Below are 17,190 nucleotides of genomic sequence, written 5' to 3' on the forward strand. Positions count from 1 at the left end.
ATTCCTCCTACTAATGTAGCTTTTAGTTTGCTACACCATTTTTTAGTTGCCATACCTCAGACACATTTTTAAATTCATCAATTATCTCAATTTACGATAACTTTGTCAGCCTTTGTAATACTTTATCTATAAATTTAAAGCTATAATGTCATTACATTTTTTACACCGTGTACTTTATTGACTATTATTTTTCCAAATAGATATAACATTTATCTTACAAAGAAAATATATTAATAAATATTTGCAATTTGTAATCCATAATTTCACTACTCAAAAAATAGTTTTGCAATTTCATCATTTTCCTTTTTAGCGAGTTTTGATCGGACACTTTCTTCTGGCATTGCAATTGGAAATGCCATTTTCTCTATTCGATTATTAACACGGCCCATCTTATATTTTTTAGATAGCTGTGAAATGCTAAAATTCGATGTGATAATTGTTGGTCGATAATTACTCATACGCTCATCTAATATTTGTGTAAACATTTCTTCAGACCAATCTGATACCTTTTCAACACCCAAATCATCGATTACTAGGAGCGGCACCTCCTTAAAAGTTTGAATTATACGACTTGTATCAATAGATTCAACACTTTGAAAAGTTTGCTTAATTTCGTTTAATAGATTTACAGAAGATATATATAAAGCATTTACTTGATATTTTCGAATTAAAGCATTTAAGATACTAATGGCTAAACGTGTTTTTCCACTTCCCTTCGTTTCACTATATAAAAATAATCCCTTTCCCCTTTGTAGCATATTCTCAAAGTTTTCCACGTATTTGACTGCTACACGTTTTGCTATCATTGCTTTATCTGTATTACTTTGTTGAGTATATAACTCAATATTATATGAACCAACTGTCACATCAAAATATTCTTGAGGTACTTTAGCAGACTTAATTTTATTTTTTTGTCTGCGTTCAAAGTTACATTTACATTCTCTTAGTAACTCCGCTTTCTCTTTTACAATATGCATAGATCCATTTCCATCGCACAATGAATAGGGACATTTAGAAGTCGCATTCAGTATCTCCCAGCCATCTTCCGTTGTCATTACTTTCTTGTTGTGATTGCTCAAAATGTGTTTCTGTGGTACTTCTTGTAATATTTCTTCCATTGTTTTCATTAGTATCTTCTCCTTGTTGTTCAATAAATTTTGCTATATAGTTGAAGGCCCATATTCCTTCAATTCCTTTTACTGGTTGGTAATTCTCAAAGCATTCTTTCGTCCATATTAAAATCTTTTCAACTCCATAGCCCATTTTTAAAATACGCTTGATAGCTTTTAAATCGTTATTTGTTAGTTCATTTCGCTTGCTTAATTTTAAGAAAAGTTGGGCTACCTTTTCATTATCAATATCATTCTTCGTTCTTTTGATTAGATTTGTAGTATTCTTTGGAGTAGTTTCTGAAGTAATCTCTGGTATTGTTCCAAAATCTTCAATACTTCGAACCTCAAAATTTGAGTTACGGTAAAACGTTTCAAATCCTTCAAGGTGAAACTGTAAAGTATTCAAATCTTCCATTAATTTCTTTAGATTCACTCGATATTGATACGTTCTATCCCATTTGTGTTTACTGTTATTTCTTTGGTCTAAATAACCTTTGGTAACTAACATCTTCAAATGATTACGGATGGTATTTTCGTTACAACAAAGCATCGTCTCTTCTCGTAATTCATCCGCTTTTTTGTAAATCCATCCATATAACAAGTTCTGATTCATATTTTCATCAGGGTTTTGAATACGATTTATCTCTTCCGTTGCGAATTGTTCATAATCTTTAACTCTTTTAGTCCAATAGAGCAACTGATTTAATATAACTGCTCCAAACAAATTTTTTGTTACTGCTATTAATTCTTCTCTAATTACTGCACGTTTTAATTTTTTCTCTTTCACTTTATTTCCTTTCCTCTATATATAGATATTTCGATTACTTTTAGTAAACCACTACATCTTTTATTTACTTTTTAAATCATAAATTCCTTGTTCATACTTCTCTAAAAACTCATGTAAAGCTAAAGAGTATAATTTGCCGATTGGTATTGGCGTTTGTTGTGTAAATAATTTCATTCTATTTACGATTGCCTGATCAGTTTTAAATGACGTTGTAACTTTTTTAGATTCAGTTGGCAATTGTAATAATGCAGCAAATAAATCATTAACTTTTACATTTTCACGCAACTCTTTCCTCAAAGCTGAACTATATTCGAAAGAAGGATAATTAATCACTTCATCTACCGGTTCTTCATATCCTGATCCATTATTAAGTTCGTATTTTTTTGTTACATTGTGAGTTAATTCGTTTACTTTCATATGACCTCCTAATATTTGATGACTTTGGTTTACTAAAAAGCTTAAACAGTATACTTATGTATTTTTTGTATTCGTAGAGGGTTAGCAAAACTTTTTTATGGAAATTGGGGAAATTGTTTGGCGTAAGTTACTTATTGAAGAAAAAAATACAGGCAGTGTGGCTCCTTCAATGGATTAATGCAAGTAAACTAAATTCCCAAATAAATTACATAAAACCTTCCAAATAAATTATTTGGAAGGTTTTTTGGAATGCATTTTTTAGAATATAAAATATCTGGCCTTGAATTAACTTGTGAGACTTAAAATATTAAAATTCAACTGCTAATATATTTACACACATGACACACAAGCACAAACAAATTAGGCTTAAATGTCATGAGACATTCTTGTCTAAATTGTTGTGTCCTGTGTTTTATATGTGTTTATTAAAATATTAATATGGAAAGACTAGTTATCATAAGGAGGATGATTCTAATATGAAAGAAGATATTCAGGATAATAAAACATTAAGTAAAAGTGAGGCAGCAAAAACACTCAACATAAGTAAACATATTGTATCTTATATTATATCTAGAGATGAATTCGCTGCTAAAATAGGAAAAACTTCAAGAAGAACCTTTATACCAATTGACTTATTAGAAGGGATTAATAATTTTTACCAAACTAATAGAAATCAGTATCATAAATTCCAAAGTGATCCTAAGTATCTTTCAGCAAGACATCTGGCTGGCTTTTTAGCGATTACTTATGAAAATTTAATTCAACAAGCAGAATCAGGTCTCTGGGATGGTAAATATGTAAAAATTCCTAGAGTTACATTTCCAACACGAAAAGAAAATAACCATTTTAATTATTTTTTTAATCGCAAATTAACAATAGGAAACTATAAAACTCTTTCAGCAATTATCATTGAAACAAAAATTGTGCCAAGAGACACTTTATTGAGTTATGCAAAGAATGGCCTATTACCACAACCAGAACATTTAAAAGGCACTAATTTATACGATGAAAATGAAATCATTAGAAAATTACCTTATATCCGTGATGAACAATTTCAGAAAAAAACAGGCATTATAAAGTCTTCAAAAATCCAGTCTTTTATGTTGCTAAATGAACAACAACAACACGTTATAACAGAATACTTAAATTACCGAAGAAATAATGGAACGATAAACTTTAATGGCTATCGCTCAAAAAACAAAATAGTAAATAAAGAGAAAACTTTAATTGTGATGAAAGAATTAATTTCTTCAGCTTTTGTGTTAATTATCGCGGGAAGATGTAATATCACTGAAGATATATTTGTTAGAAGAAAGTTGAATAGCAATATAATAGATTTATTTAATCCAGATGTTTTTAATATTCTTAATATAAGTAACTCGGATTATTTTTACCTTTATAATAAAAGAAAAGAAAGTACACTATCAAGTTTTTTTAAACAGCTTAGACCATTTTATTACTATCACTTACAAAAATTAGAAATTGAATCAACTGTTAGCCAACAAAAGTTCCTTGAATTTCAAGGCTTAAAGATACGTATAGAACAGTTTTTAGATCAGTTCCCGTATAGAAACTCTAATTGGTATGAAACACAAAATGCAAAGATTAATAAATCTTTTTTAACTCCAATACAGATGATAGAGATTAAAAATTTTATTTTAAGTGATCCAATTTCAGTGAATCCTATTAAATATGCAACTATGTGGCAACTTGGTTGCACAACTGGAGTTAGACCTGAAGAAATGCAAAATGTAAGAATTGAACATTTTCTTCTAGATAATAATGGATTCTTAAAATTAAATTCTAGAGGATGGGGCTTATTAAGACTTCCAGCTAGTGCTTCCAAACACGAAAGCTCACCTTCCAACATTTACGGCACTCTTATTCCGATAGAAACTGTTAATCAACTAAACAATTATCTTAAATTGCTATATAAAAAACAGGGGCCATTAAATAAAACAGGATTTGGTTATTTATTTAGACCACATGATCCAAGCCCAAACCGAGAATACGATGTTATTGTAAAGGATTTTATTGTTCGAATTAGAACCCTTCTTACTTTTTTATCTAAGGAGCAACAAGAACGATTTGTACTTAAATCTTCAAGACATTCAATGAACAATTTAATTTCTAATTCCTTTTTATCTGTTCCATATTTAAATGGTAGAATTCAAAAAACATCCGCGCAATATCAGATGAGACATAAACCATTCGAATCGACAGGTGATAAATACTATTCTGCTCTGATTTCTGAGGATGATTTCTACAAAGTTCTTGACCTGACAATAAATTTCCCCTGGGATAAAGATAAATTGCAGTTATGGGAAATTAAACAAGGATATATTAAGGCTAATATTAATGAATTTGTAGATGAGGAAAATAGTTATCAAGTAGATTACTCTGAGGAAATCGCTGAAAGAATTAAGGATATAGACAATCAATTAGCTAATTTAAGGAAAAGACCTAAAACAATGGATGTAAAAGAATGGACCATTAAAGTATCCAAGTTAAACAAAGAGAAAAATAAACTACTAAATATAAGTTAAGGGCGTAAGTATCAAATGCAAAATTACAATACACATACCACAACAAATGACACTAATAAAGTTGACTTACCTCGAATTTTTGAAATTATTGACGATGAATTATTATTTACCACTAATGATATAAGTGAATTATTAGCTCTTCATCCAGAAACAGTTAGGCGCTGGTGTCGTACAGGTAAACTCCGTATTTATGCACCAGGTGGTCAGTACAAAATTCAAGGTAAAGACCTTAAAAATTTTCTATATCGATGGTACTTAATAAAATAGAAAAATGCCTAAGTAACAAAATTACTTAGGCTCTTTTTTATAATGTATAATAAGTTGCATTACCCTATTTTCGATATCCACTAAATCATTTTTGAGAGCGGGAAATTTTTTCGTCAGACACTTAAATTTATTACCTATTATTTGTTGTTCCTTTTTAGGGTTGTATACTTTTGCGATTAACTTATTACCCTCTTTAAAGTATTTGATTAGTATCAGTAAATTCCCGTTTTCATTGCAAAAATCACAATTCCAATATGTTGTTAACGTACACATTTCAACAGTTGAACCACAATATAGACAGGGAAACTTAACTATTTGTTGAACAATATTCAATGAGTAATCGACTTTGTTTTCCTTAAAGAAAGACAATATTACGTTAACGCTCCCCATTTATCTTTCCCATCTAGCTTTAACTTTAGATCGCTTCATAAATGTCTTAAAGTCTTCACCTACAATTACATATTTGTTACCGAAATTATATGATGGAAGTTTACCTTGTCTACACCATCTTCGCACACTTTCGACATGCATATTAATCATCAATGCAATGTCTTCCGGATGTAAAATCTCTTCATCTGGTAAATTAAAAATATCATGAATATTATTTGACATATACTCTACTCCTTGTTTAGATGTCGATAGGTTAGGACATAGGACCATGTATGGCTCCAACTTGTTTAAACTTCATCCCACTTGCTTTTTATATATACTTTTTTTGTTCCAATAATATTGCTTTTTATAGCATCATTCATTGACTTCGACAACTTATATCCATTCATCTGAAATTTCCTATAAAACTTTCCGGAACAACTAAGTGAACAAAATTTACTTTTAAAGAAGTATTTTTTTAATTGGTACATATTTCTTCGGTCAAAGGACTCTCTTTTTCCACATTCCGGACATTTGTATAAAACTACAATTTTTCCATACAAATCACGACTTAGGCATTTATTGATTAATTCACGCTTTCTCTTTAAATATATTGGTGGATTCCAAGAATACATCCATTTAGCAATTGCATGAACAGAGGTGGGACCACCATACGATATTTGGTAAGTATTTCTATTTATCTGTACTTTAACTGGATTAACTCCTAATTCAGATTCTAGAATATTTTTTATTTGTACTACTATCGCTTCGGTTCCATTAAAGGATAATTGTGGCATTCCATTAGACTTCTTAATACTGATTGATCCATCACCATCAAACGCGCCTAGAATAAAAGGTCTATGATCCCAGATATGTTCAACTGGATATTTAATTTTAAAGGTCTTATTATGCTCTAGACCATACTTTAACAGATCTTGATAAATTATTTTACTGCCAAATGTAATCTTTGAATATTCCCTCCCCTTTGTATAATCAGCGAGAACTGGAGCTTCTGATTCTATCAGTTTCTTGAGATACTCTAAAATGTACTCATCTCTTTTTTGAATCTTTATATTAAAGCCAGCATGTTTCTTGACATCATATGAAAATACATGACCATCGCTATATATCCAACCTAGAAAATAAAGTTTTTCCAATGAATCTAACTTTTTAAAGTAATCCTCATTTAAAGAATAACTTCTTAGTCTGTATGAATAACCAGCTTTGACTAAGTATCTTCTTATAACTCCATGTGAAGTATCGTATAACCTAGCAATCTCCCTTAAACTTAAACCTTGTTCTTGGTGCAACTCATTAAAGTGTACAACAACTTCTTTATTAAAGAATTCTCTTTCCATCTACTAACCAACCTTTCTTTTAATGTGATACTAGAATTGTTGACAGTAAGGTTGGAAAATATACATCTATTCATTTACTAATTTTTTTCACCTTAAAACAGAACACGTTCATCCTGGTAAATGATAAACGTGTTGTATTTAACTATTCTATTTTCGACCAAAATCAAGTCTTATTCGTTAAGTATAAATTAGGTATATTCAAGTAAGTGACATTTCCCGTTAGTGGAAGGATTTTATTTACCATTCCACCAATTACGATTAAATAATTTTATATGTATTGAAACATCACTAATTAGCACAATTTTTCATTTTCAAACTAGAGAGTTATTTTAAAAAATATACACCTAGTGATATACTCTTCTACCTCATTCTTTTCTATAAAGAAGACGCTTATAAAATACTAAACTCCTGTCCTATGTTAATCTGAGCAGGTGTTTAGTATTTTAACTACTTACACTTTAATGCTAATACTTTTGCACGTCGTTCATTAAACTCCATAATACGCGTTTCATTATTACCTTTTTCAGCTTTCGAACGTTCAATTGCTTCATCAAGAATAGCAATTTCATTATCATAATCTTTTAATTTACGATATGCCATCGCATAAGAGCTATAAAGGGCAGGTGCATTATATCCGTTATAACGTGCCTTATCGAATAACTCTATGGCTCTCAAAATGTTGCCGGCTTTGCGTTCCTTATCACCTTCTTCGTAATAAGGATAACCCTTATCAAAACCTTTCTCCCAATCATGTACATTTTTAATATTTTTTAGCAGTACACGATTATTAATAGGATCAATTAATGGTTCCTCTTTCAAAACAGACGCTACTTCTCCGAAATTATTCTTTAAATGCTTCCATACATCAATCAAATGATACGTTGGTATTTGAACTCCTAATTCAGCTAAGGCTTTCTCTTGATCTTTATTGTAATTCGTGACATAATCATCACCAATGTAAATCCATGCCGTTATGGATTTTGCAAATTTACTTTTCAACACCTTATTCCCATTAGCTATCAACATGTTTGTAACTTCATCTTTATACTTTTCTAAATTACCACCATATATAATACTAATTTCATCTCGCATATTACGTGTAATAAAGGCTACAGATTTAAGGTTTTGGTACTGAACTTTATCAAAATCTCGGTGCTGTATACCAAAATAATGTTCTTCTATTTCACATGCATATAAAACTGGCGCCGTTTCACTCTGTATTTTTGGTGTACTCGGACTGCGATCATATCCATTATCACGTTTTGTAAACAAGGGGATATGACGATTCGTTAATCTATGATTGGTTTCATTTAAAATACGTGCTATCTCTTTGCTCTCTAATTCAATCGCTTCATCTTCAGTTAACCCCGTAGCAATAAATCGACTATCTGTTTCATACATTTTTCGGATTTTTTCAGCTTCATATGCTCGCTGATGTAACTCCTTATAACGATTGCCACGTCCTTTGCCAACGTAGAACACTTCTCCTGTTTCTTTAATAAACCATTCATACACATAAAAATCTTTTGCCGTATTACCTGTTGATACACCAACGGGTAATGAAGTTACATTTATCTTATCCCCATCATTGTTAGGTCCTATCGAAAACCCTAGACCACCTGTGTACGGTAATTTGTTTGAGTTTGTATTTTCTGAAACTGGCTTTTGGATAGTATTCACATTTTCAAACTTTTTCTGCTCCCCAAGCTCTACTTCAATCTTTTTACTATTAAATAGTTTACTAAAGATTCCCATAGCACCACTTCCTCCTTAAAATATGTAAAATTTTAACGCGATTTAAAGATTTATAATAGCAACAACTATCCTGCTTTGAAAAACAATTATTACTAAAATACTAACGTTCCCATTTGAAAGCACACAACATATGACAAGGCACTTGAACTCATTTCATCTTAACATGAAAAAGCAGCATGATTTTAACCCTACAGCTCCCCGGTAGATAAAGTGTCCTCACTTCACAAAGTTTTAACAGTAACAACCTACACCACTATTAAACACACCTGTTTTGGATAGCGATAGTTTTTACCGCTTTTACGCTTCGATATCTCCTGCTAAATAAGCAACAACTGAACGCACTTGTTCAAAGTAGTTTCTATATATAATAACTGGTATATGTATCTTAGGCTTTACCCCTTTTCATTTAATTTCTCCTTGAAAAAATATAAATCCCCTCCGAATCATGTCTTTAAACAACTCATTCATGACCACAAACTGACTTTTCAAGGACTTCAGGTATAGATTTTATATATTTCTACTTATAATGGTATTTAAGAAATATAGTAGAAGTGATGTGACAAGATGAAAGTGAAAGGAACTATAAAAAATGGAATAAGCCGAACTTTTGGGGTAAATATGAGAAAACCATACCTCAAAACTTAAAGGAAATGATCTATAATCAGTACTATAGTCAAGACACCATGTATGTTTATTGTGACTGCTCCATGCAATTAGAAAACAATATAATGTAGATTGCCTGTTCTTATATACAAAATGGGACCATAATCGTCATAAGTAACATGATTTATCCGTCAAATGATTGTAATGGAAAAAATACATATGGAGAATTACAGGCAGTTGTATCAAGTCTTTCTAACTTTGATAAATATATGAATTCATTCACTATAGAGATAGTCATTTATTCAGATGTTGATGATATAATCAAAATTTTCTCCCTTTATCTATAGAATACCTATCCAATGACTTAAAAACTTATAACCTTTTTGCTAAAAGCGCTCATAATGCAGCAAGAAAAATAATACAACAACAGATGTAGTCTTTTATACGTATAGAAGAATTGAGAATCTTTTACTAACTAACTTGCACATCATTATTACTAGTTCGCTACTATATCATACTAAATTATAATTTGTTTTTTATCATTCAATCATAAAGCGAGGGATATTAATGGGTACTTTCTACGCACTTGGTGTCGTGAAAAAATTCTCAGCAGAATCGAACCAAACACTTAATGAAGCTAATTGGAAGGAACACTTGAATGAAAGGCTTGATATGGAGCAATACACAATAAATTTCAGGGATAATGCAATAGAAGGAAAATTGAAGAAAGAAGTATTTGAAAAAAACATAAAAGACTTCTATAACAAGCTTGTTACTATAACCAATAACGAGCTGATTTCCATTTACTTTGAAGATTCCGGAACAGATGTAGAGAAATATCAACATTGGATTACAGGAATGACAGTTAAGGAGCATAGTCCCCACATTACCTTATCCGCCGAATTTGCGATACTATTTATTGAAGGAAAGGTTGCAGTTGAGGAATTTAGCATCGAACCGAATTTAATGAATTGGCTGTTTAGGCATGTTGACCTCTCGAACCCGCTTAGTGGATGTATTATGACGGACATAGTGGGATAGTATTCTTCAAATTCTGAAATAGGTGACAGACAGAAGCAAGATTGAGTGAAAATCAGACAATAATAATTAAATAAATTTTCCAAAGAAGTTAGACAACGAATTATAAGGAGAAAAATATGAGAAAACTAAACGATAGTAAAGAGTACTGCCCTTATTGCGGTGCTGATTTACAAGGTGATCCTATTCCTCTAGAAATGAAACACCATTATGGCAATGCAACCCACTTTTCCAGAAAAATCGGGATTTCTAGTATGGAGAAAGATCGTGTAATCAGATGGCAATGTCCTGACTGTGGGAAGGAATGGGAGCGGGAGTAGTATGACTATAATGTTTTCTGATTTTTTCCATCTTCCATGTGCAACTATTTCAAACGTTTTTAGTTAATTCATGTTTCACCTCCAATAACGCAAAAGAGCCATTCATATATTTCCTATATGAATGACTCTTTTTCTATTTAGTTTTGAAAATTTGCGGAACGTCTTTTGAATTACTTCTGAATCCCGACTCCAGGCTTGACGTATCTGTTACTCTTTGTTCTATTTTGAAAAAATCATTCTGGCATAATTTGCTCCATATATTCCTTAATCGCTTCTTCACTCATCTCACCAGTGATTATTTTCTCTATTTTACCCTCTGGATTAACAAGAAAAGTGGTTGGCAATGGGTTAATATTGTATGTTTCCATTACACTCTTATTATGATCAATTAAAACAGGGAAAGATAAGTTTAGTCTATCTATAAATTTTTGAACTGCAAAATCAGACTCACCTATATTTACAGCTAATATTTGAAGACCTTCGTCTTGAACCTTTTGATATTGTTGATCCATTAGAGGAAACTCTCTTTCACATGGTTTACACCAAGTTCCCCAAAAGTTTAAAAAGACTCCTTGACCTCTATAATCCGATAATTGATGCCTTTCTCCATTCATATCAGTTAATACAAAGTCAGGGGCTTCATCTCCCACTTGTAGTACGCTGTTTTTTTCTTTCGATAAGTTAGAATAAATGGTGAAGGTTATTACTCCAACCATTAATATCAAAAGTACCAGGCGCATGTAAAACCTTTTTTTCTTCTTACTATCCATATTTATCAACTTTCCTTTCTTTCTTATAAGTTAAAATGCTTTAAAATCCTGTAAATCCGCCAAAAAAAGGTGTTAAAAATGCTATAATCTTTGTCATCATATCGAAATACAGCAGTATTCCCATTACAATCATTAGGGATCCGCCTATTTTCATAAACAATCCGCTTCTATTTTGAAGAAACTTCATTTTTCCAATAAACATGGACATAATTAGAAACGGAATAGAGAAACCGAGGACATAGAATAGCATATACAGCATTCCTCTTCCTGGGTCTGACACTCCTAAAGCAATAACTCCCGCAAGTATCGGCCCTGTACATGGTGTCCACCCTGCTGCAAATCCCATTCCGATCAACACGGATCCTATATGACCTTTAGGTCTCTTTTTAAACTGGACTCTTTTCTCAGACATTAACAAATCAAATTTAAATATCCCTAGAACTACTAAACCAAAAAACACGATAATGATTGCACCTATTTGTCGTAGTAGATCCTGATATTGAATAAAAATTGTTCCGATAAAAGAAGTAGAGAAACCTAAAGCCATAAAGATGGCTGAAAATCCAAGTAAAAATAGTAGGGTATGTACTAATGCCACCGAACATAATCTATCTACTAGGAAGTATATGAACTTCCCTTCAATTCCTTCTCAAGTTCTTTCTCATTCTAGTATTCCACTTATCAGAAATAGATTTGTCTGAATTCTTAGGACCTGGTAACCAACATTAATTTATTACATAAAATTAATGGTTATAGAATAAATAACCAAATAATAGACAATAATTATTGTATATTGGAGGTAGTATTTATCATGATAATAATAAAAAAAAGTGATGATAAAATAATTTATTGCTATTGCTGTCGCAAAAGGACTTTATTTATACGTAGAGATCTACACAATAATAGTGGTGTAGAGAGTCATTGTAGTGAATGTTTATACGTTTGGTTTGAATGGCAAAATCGAGCAGTGGAGCGAGAAAAGGAAAAGTGGTTGGAGTATAATGACGGAGTAGTTAAAAAATTGAAAGGTAACGAACAATATTTTATACAATAACGACCATTTTCACTTTCATTTCCTTTGTTTTTCTTCCATTTAGAAGCACACGGTATGCGAAATACTCACGCAAGTGTACTGCTTTCAATGGGCGTACGAATTATTTATGTAAGTAAACGGTTAGGACACCATAACATCGCTACAACTTATAAACACTATGCCCATCTTACAACTGAAATGCATAAAAAGGATAGGCTAAGAATATTGAGATTTTTGAAGATATGTAATAAAAGGACCAATCAGATTTGATTGGTCCTTTTATTACAATTACTATTAATTTGAAAGATTATACGTCTGTATTGCTTTTAAATCTAACTTTTTAATAACTTCAAATAAGTATCTAATTTTATCTAAATACTCCTTAATGGACAATAAATGTTCTTCCTTTAAGTTGAACTCCCCACTATACATGGTAAGAAACTTTTCATCTATGATTCCATTTTTATGAGTGTACAAATGTCTTATTTGTAATATTCTTTCAATCTCTTTTACTTCATCATTTGAGATAATATTGAAAGAACTTATTTGTTTGTTGTCACTAATAAATCCTTTAACGCTTCCCTTTTGTAATTTACTAATTTTTTCATTTGCAATATATTGAATAAATTCATCCATGTCCAAACATCTCAACACTTCTTCAACAGTTACTTCTTGTTTAGATTTTAAAGTTTGTGGTTTAGCTAGATATATCTCATATAAAAGCTGTGAAAGGTACAATTCAAAATTATCTACTGCTGAGCTAAACAGGATTTTTGATAATATCTTCCCTTCGTTGATATCAGTTGGTACATCAATTCCTTTAGGAGATAGTAGCGAATAGATATCATTAAATATTTTCAATATCCCTATATAATGTTCTATTAAGACTTTTTTTGCATAGGTTCCGTTCTCTTTATTTTGATTTAGTTCCATGTACATTTCATTTAATAATTCATTCTTTACGATATCTAAATTTGATATTATTCCTTCATCTTTTAAAATAATTCTCGAATCCTGCCTGATATACACATTGGAATCTAGCGAAATAACTTCATCTGAATTATAAACTTCAAGTATATAAATTTGTTTTCCATTTATATTTGTGTATGTATGTCTCACATCAGGTTGAGGCTCTAGAAATGAAACAGCCTTGTTAACTATACTATTTATATGAAAATCCCCACTAATACCAACTACTTCATATTGAGATACAGTTTTTTTATTGATACCTATAAATAAAGCCCCACCACCAGTATTAGCTATTGAAGCAATAATTTTAGCAATTACTTTAGAGGGTGGTAAAACAGCTTGAAACTCATGTTCACCTTGAAATGTACTTAGCATATCTGATATTTGGTTCGCCATATTTCACCTCTAGTATTTTAATGGGATTTTATTAATTCTTGCGCTTTTAAAGACTTTACCCAATGTTAAATTTAGTGGAGAAGAAAATCCATTTTCAACCCAAAGTTCTGAATCAGCATAATCTAGTACATCTTTTTCAGATTGAGAATATATTATTACCATGTCATTATCTGAAGGTCTAACAACAATCTGAATATCCCTATCATTCTTTCTTATGCCACCAAAAATAGTAGGTGCTATTTTTTCAACATCATCAAGATTATATTGATCATCCTTTTTTAGATACTCAATTACATTTCTCTTAGCTCGTTCTATTTTTTCTTGTGCTTTTTCAAACATTTTAACTGTAGAAATAGAGCTATGAATAAACTCGTTTTGCAAAGCCTGATTTTTGAATGCTGCTTCTAATTCTTCTGGAGTAGTAATACCTAGACTGACTAAGCTATCAATAGAAATTTCTTGTTTGTGTGTTTCCTCTGGTTTTACAGTATTTGTATCAATAAGAATTGCCCTTAAATTATCAATACCTTTAATGTTGTACTCATCGAATAATCTATCTAGTTGTTCTGCTTTTTTTATATTTTCGGCTATTATTTCATCATCACATAAACGATGTCGATCATCATATAATTTTCCAAATAATTTCTTACCAAGTTCCTTATTTTCAACAAACCAAGAATATAATTGAGATAAAATTTGCATAGTCTCATTTGTTCTGGGATATTCGGCGATTAAAGGAGGAATTAGTTTTTTTATCTGGTCTACAATCATTTCCGAATTCATTACTCTATTTTCCTTCATTAAAAATACACCTATATCGAGTAATTCATCCCTAATACCTTTACCCAGCAATTCTAAAATATCCTTTAGCTCTTCTGGAATATCACCATCATCTAAATAGATATCATTTTTTGAAACCATTATGCCATTTTGATTTGGAAATAATCTATTTTGATCAGAGTTGTATAAATTTGATAGATTATTCTTTATTAATAATGCTATAAAATCATTAAGCCAGTGAATTGTGTCCTCTACTGATTCATAGTTTAATTTATCTTTAAGCATTTGAATATTCTCACATTCGTTAATACAACTACATACGTATTCAGCAATCTTAGGATTAATAAGTTCCCATATTGCTTCCATATCATACGACACTAATGTTTTTTCGAATTCATTATCTAATAACATACTAGTAGTTGTCTCATAAAAATTAAGTCTATTCTGTTTAATAGAATCGTCATTTGGAATTAAGGAGACTAAGTAGTTGAAAGCCTTTGGAAAGTCTGTATACTTGTTCAGCGAAATTTTAGTCTTTATTTTTTCAATTAAGGTTTCAGTTAATATACTTGGCATTTCATTAAACAACTCTGAATTAATATCTAAATGTAATAATTCTTTATATGGATTTGATCCAAAGTATTTAAGGACATTTTTTAGCTCCGGAGGCAACTCAGAATCAATATTTATTTCGTTATATTTAACAAATACATTTTCTTGATTTAAAAGAATTGCTTTATTATTATTTGCTCCAGATTTAAACGGTTTAAGTTTGTATAAACTGTTTAGCCAATCTAAAGGCGATATATTAGGTTTTAGTGCTTCATTTAAGCTATCTAAAGTTTCCTTTTTATCTAATGTGTCAACTAATTTATCTAAATTTACTTTAAGTTCATCGTCCCAAATAATTTTAGACCAATAAGTTATTTCTTCGAATTGAAATAAGTTAAAAGATTTTATACCGCTTAATAGACACCAAAGCTCTCTTAAAGTATCTTCATCTGCAGCTTTAGGTAAAAATATATTAGCATTGTTTACATCATACATATTAATTTTATTATTATCTTGGTTATATATTAAAGGTAGGTTTGATATACCTTTTCTAATTAATTTGAGAATTGCTTTTTGGAACCAATCTTCAGACAACCAATATTTATTTACTTTTTTATTTAAAGGTAAAATATTATAAATTGATAAACATCTATCTTTTTTTGATACTCTTTCTACAAGATCTAAATATAAATTTGTTAATTCTTCAATTATCTTTCGATTTTCTTTAACATTTTCATTACTTTCCTCAAACAATAAAACGCCATCTCTAGGTTCTGTAACATAAAATCTCCAAGAATTATAAATTACCTTAAAAGGTAAGTCTTCAGTACCAATCAAAGGAAATCTTGCATATAAACGTGGAATATCTTTTGGTATTTCTTTAAATTTAAATAATGAACCTTTATCAATTTCACAAATTATTTCTCCATATTCATTTACTGCTTTCAAAAATACAATCTCTTTTTTAACGCCTTCATAATATATATCTAAAAAATGCTTAGTATAATTGTTATTATATTCTGTTGACTCTTTTAGTTTAATTTCAAATATCTTTGTACCCTTCTCTTCTATGATAATTGAATTAAATTTATCTAAGAATACCATGGTATAAGGAACAAAATTTATTAAATCCTCCAAACCTCTTTTTGCTAAATTTATTCCTTTTTCATCTAAATAATAGCTGAACTTAGTATTAAATTTTTTTTTGTCAAAGTCATCAATAGAAGGAATATGCTCTATGCTGTTTAATTGTTCAGTAGAAGCATTAATTGAAGCTATTAGAGTGTCAATATTAGAGGATGATCTATCTAAATCTACGCTAAAAGATTTATATATATCATCCTTTAAATCTATTACACCTTCAATATTAATCCTTAAAGATAATAAATATGTAGTTAAAAATCCCGTGCCAAACTTTCCTGATATATTCTCTCTATTTTCATTTCGATCCTTAGATGACACCTGCTCCATTAAAAACACTAAATTTTCTATGTTAAAAACTTTACCATTATGCATATATTCTAATGTGGCTTGACTAGAATCAAATGTATTTAATTTTATATATACATCTAATTTTTCACCAGAATAAGCAACATCATGTGTATTTTGTAGTAACTCCCAAATCCATCTTTTAGAAGACAATTGGGTTGAATCATTCTTCAGCTTTTCAATGGCATCAATAATTTTTGTAGCAAACTGTTTCTTTTGAGACTTTTCTCTAGCAGCTGCAACTTGTTCTTTAACCAAGACACATACCTCCTAATAAACTCGTATAAGTTTCTATTTAATTAAACACTAAAAAATACAATAATTGTGAATTATATTTTTAATTCCATTAGAATTATGGAAAAAAAATGTGGAAAACCCTATCAAATCGTACCGTGTACTATCTCTTCTCTAAAGCAACAAAATGCCCTAAAGCTATGTTATAAGGCTCTAAGGGCATTTTGTTTACGTTCAAACGTAACGTATATGTACTTGATGTTATCGGTAATCGGGGTCGAACCACTAAGAGTAATAATATGTCGAACATAATCTCTTTGGTAGATTCTAAAGAAACAAAAGAAATCACAGGTGCTTAACCCTTGATTTAAGTACAGTGGAAAAGAGTAACCTTAC

The 17,190-nt window shown here is 30.4% G+C and carries 15 protein-coding genes; 5 read left to right on the forward strand and 10 right to left on the reverse strand.

From position 1 onward, the window contains the following. Nucleotides 1–266: 266 nt before the first annotated feature. The 3 genes from MKY37_RS02200 to MKY37_RS02210 are packed head-to-tail and all read right to left on the reverse strand — an operon-like array spanning nucleotide 267 to nucleotide 2,316. A complete protein-coding gene (locus MKY37_RS02200) occupies nucleotides 267–1,127 on the reverse strand; it encodes an ATP-binding protein (protein WP_340773348.1) in 861 nt (286 codons plus the stop codon). Beyond that, nucleotides 1,012–1,899: a hypothetical protein gene (locus tag MKY37_RS02205; RefSeq protein ID WP_340773349.1), complete on the reverse strand. Its 888-nt coding sequence runs from the start codon at nucleotides 1,897–1,899 to the stop codon at nucleotides 1,012–1,014. The genes MKY37_RS02200 and MKY37_RS02205 overlap by 116 nt, the downstream gene beginning before the upstream one ends. Nucleotides 1,900–1,959: 60 nt before the next feature. Continuing rightward, nucleotides 1,960–2,316, reverse strand: a complete 357-nt coding sequence (locus MKY37_RS02210) for a hypothetical protein (RefSeq protein ID WP_340773350.1) — start codon at nucleotides 2,314–2,316, stop codon at nucleotides 1,960–1,962. A 476-nt stretch (nucleotides 2,317–2,792) separates the two neighbouring features. Between MKY37_RS02210 and MKY37_RS02215 the strand changes: the two genes are divergently transcribed. Both MKY37_RS02215 and MKY37_RS02220 read left to right on the forward strand, forming a co-directional pair. Continuing rightward, the gene (locus MKY37_RS02215; protein WP_340773352.1) at nucleotides 2,793–4,862 is read left to right on the forward strand and encodes a hypothetical protein; all 2,070 of its coding nucleotides are present in this window, start codon (nucleotides 2,793–2,795) and stop codon (nucleotides 4,860–4,862) included. Nucleotides 4,863–4,877: 15 nt separating this feature from the next. Further along, nucleotides 4,878–5,129 (forward strand): helix-turn-helix domain-containing protein, encoded by a 252-nt coding sequence (locus MKY37_RS02220; RefSeq protein ID WP_340773353.1) that lies wholly within the window; start codon nucleotides 4,878–4,880, stop codon nucleotides 5,127–5,129. A 390-nt stretch (nucleotides 5,130–5,519) separates the two neighbouring features. Here MKY37_RS02220 and MKY37_RS02225 read toward each other — a convergent pair whose 3' ends face one another. The 3 genes from MKY37_RS02225 to MKY37_RS02235 all read right to left on the reverse strand — a co-directional run bounded on the left by MKY37_RS02225 (nucleotide 5,520) and on the right by MKY37_RS02235 (nucleotide 8,611). Beyond that, nucleotides 5,520–5,741 carry a helix-turn-helix domain-containing protein gene (locus MKY37_RS02225; RefSeq protein ID WP_340773354.1) on the reverse strand — a complete coding sequence of 74 codons (222 nt, stop codon included), beginning with the start codon at nucleotides 5,739–5,741 and terminating at the stop codon, nucleotides 5,520–5,522. A 65-nt stretch (nucleotides 5,742–5,806) separates the two neighbouring features. Further along, complete coding sequence (locus MKY37_RS02230; RefSeq protein ID WP_340773355.1) at nucleotides 5,807–6,856, reverse strand: hypothetical protein; 1,050 nt, start codon at nucleotides 6,854–6,856, stop codon at nucleotides 5,807–5,809. A gap of 447 nt (nucleotides 6,857–7,303) precedes the next feature. Next, nucleotides 7,304–8,611 carry a GIY-YIG nuclease family protein gene (locus tag MKY37_RS02235; protein ID WP_340773356.1) on the reverse strand — a complete coding sequence of 436 codons (1,308 nt, stop codon included), beginning with the start codon at nucleotides 8,609–8,611 and terminating at the stop codon, nucleotides 7,304–7,306. A 1,170-nt stretch (nucleotides 8,612–9,781) separates the two neighbouring features. On the opposite strand from MKY37_RS02235, the gene MKY37_RS02240 reads away from it, so the two are divergent. After that, on the forward strand, nucleotides 9,782–10,255 hold the full coding sequence (locus MKY37_RS02240) for a hypothetical protein (protein WP_340773358.1): 474 nt from the start codon (nucleotides 9,782–9,784) through the stop codon (nucleotides 10,253–10,255). A gap of 116 nt (nucleotides 10,256–10,371) precedes the next feature. After that, entirely contained in the window at nucleotides 10,372–10,572 is a 201-nt protein-coding gene (locus MKY37_RS02245; protein ID WP_340773359.1) for a hypothetical protein, read from the forward strand. 233 nt (nucleotides 10,573–10,805) lie between these two features. Here MKY37_RS02245 and resA read toward each other — a convergent pair whose 3' ends face one another. Both resA and MKY37_RS02255 read right to left on the reverse strand, forming a co-directional pair. Beyond that, nucleotides 10,806–11,342 carry a thiol-disulfide oxidoreductase ResA gene (gene resA, locus MKY37_RS02250; RefSeq protein WP_340773360.1) on the reverse strand — a complete coding sequence of 179 codons (537 nt, stop codon included), beginning with the start codon at nucleotides 11,340–11,342 and terminating at the stop codon, nucleotides 10,806–10,808. A gap of 40 nt (nucleotides 11,343–11,382) precedes the next feature. Further along, nucleotides 11,383–11,940 carry a cytochrome c biogenesis CcdA family protein gene (locus tag MKY37_RS02255; protein ID WP_340773361.1) on the reverse strand — a complete coding sequence of 186 codons (558 nt, stop codon included), beginning with the start codon at nucleotides 11,938–11,940 and terminating at the stop codon, nucleotides 11,383–11,385. 480 nt (nucleotides 11,941–12,420) lie between these two features. Between MKY37_RS02255 and MKY37_RS22365 the strand changes: the two genes are divergently transcribed. After that, complete coding sequence (locus tag MKY37_RS22365) at nucleotides 12,421–12,645, forward strand: tyrosine-type recombinase/integrase (RefSeq protein WP_445323012.1); 225 nt, start codon at nucleotides 12,421–12,423, stop codon at nucleotides 12,643–12,645. Nucleotides 12,646–12,669: 24 nt separating this feature from the next. On the opposite strand, the gene MKY37_RS02260 is transcribed toward MKY37_RS22365, so the two are convergent. After that, nucleotides 12,670–13,740 carry an AlbA family DNA-binding domain-containing protein gene (locus tag MKY37_RS02260; protein ID WP_340773362.1) on the reverse strand — a complete coding sequence of 357 codons (1,071 nt, stop codon included), beginning with the start codon at nucleotides 13,738–13,740 and terminating at the stop codon, nucleotides 12,670–12,672. Nucleotides 13,741–13,749: 9 nt separating this feature from the next. Continuing rightward, nucleotides 13,750–16,818, reverse strand: a complete 3,069-nt coding sequence (locus MKY37_RS02265; RefSeq protein WP_340773363.1) for a sacsin N-terminal ATP-binding-like domain-containing protein — start codon at nucleotides 16,816–16,818, stop codon at nucleotides 13,750–13,752. Nucleotides 16,819–17,190: the final 372 nt, after the last annotated feature.

This window comes from Psychrobacillus sp. FSL K6-2836, from assembly GCF_038003085.1.
In the GTDB taxonomy this organism is placed as follows: domain Bacteria; phylum Bacillota; class Bacilli; order Bacillales_A; family Planococcaceae; genus Psychrobacillus.

What these genes read in the sequence shown, in the direction of transcription:
- MKY37_RS02200 (WP_340773348.1), bottom strand. Translation starts at nt 1,127, where the DNA reads ATGAAAACAATGGAAGAAATATTACAAGAAGTACCACAGAAACACATT.
- MKY37_RS02210 (WP_340773350.1), bottom strand. Translation starts at nt 2,316, where the DNA reads ATGAAAGTAAACGAATTAACTCACAATGTAACAAAAAAATACGAACTT.
- MKY37_RS02215 (WP_340773352.1), top strand. Translation starts at nt 2,793, where the DNA reads ATGAAAGAAGATATTCAGGATAATAAAACATTAAGTAAAAGTGAGGCA.
- MKY37_RS02220 (WP_340773353.1), top strand. Translation starts at nt 4,878, where the DNA reads ATGCAAAATTACAATACACATACCACAACAAATGACACTAATAAAGTT.
- MKY37_RS02225 (WP_340773354.1), bottom strand. Translation starts at nt 5,741, where the DNA reads ATGTCAAATAATATTCATGATATTTTTAATTTACCAGATGAAGAGATT.
- MKY37_RS02230 (WP_340773355.1), bottom strand. Translation starts at nt 6,856, where the DNA reads ATGGAAAGAGAATTCTTTAATAAAGAAGTTGTTGTACACTTTAATGAG.
- MKY37_RS02235 (WP_340773356.1), bottom strand. Translation starts at nt 8,611, where the DNA reads ATGGGAATCTTTAGTAAACTATTTAATAGTAAAAAGATTGAAGTAGAG.
- MKY37_RS02240 (WP_340773358.1), top strand. Translation starts at nt 9,782, where the DNA reads ATGGGTACTTTCTACGCACTTGGTGTCGTGAAAAAATTCTCAGCAGAA.
- MKY37_RS02245 (WP_340773359.1), top strand. Translation starts at nt 10,372, where the DNA reads ATGAGAAAACTAAACGATAGTAAAGAGTACTGCCCTTATTGCGGTGCT.
- resA (WP_340773360.1), bottom strand. Translation starts at nt 11,342, where the DNA reads ATGGATAGTAAGAAGAAAAAAAGGTTTTACATGCGCCTGGTACTTTTG.
- MKY37_RS02260 (WP_340773362.1), bottom strand. Translation starts at nt 13,740, where the DNA reads ATGGCGAACCAAATATCAGATATGCTAAGTACATTTCAAGGTGAACAT.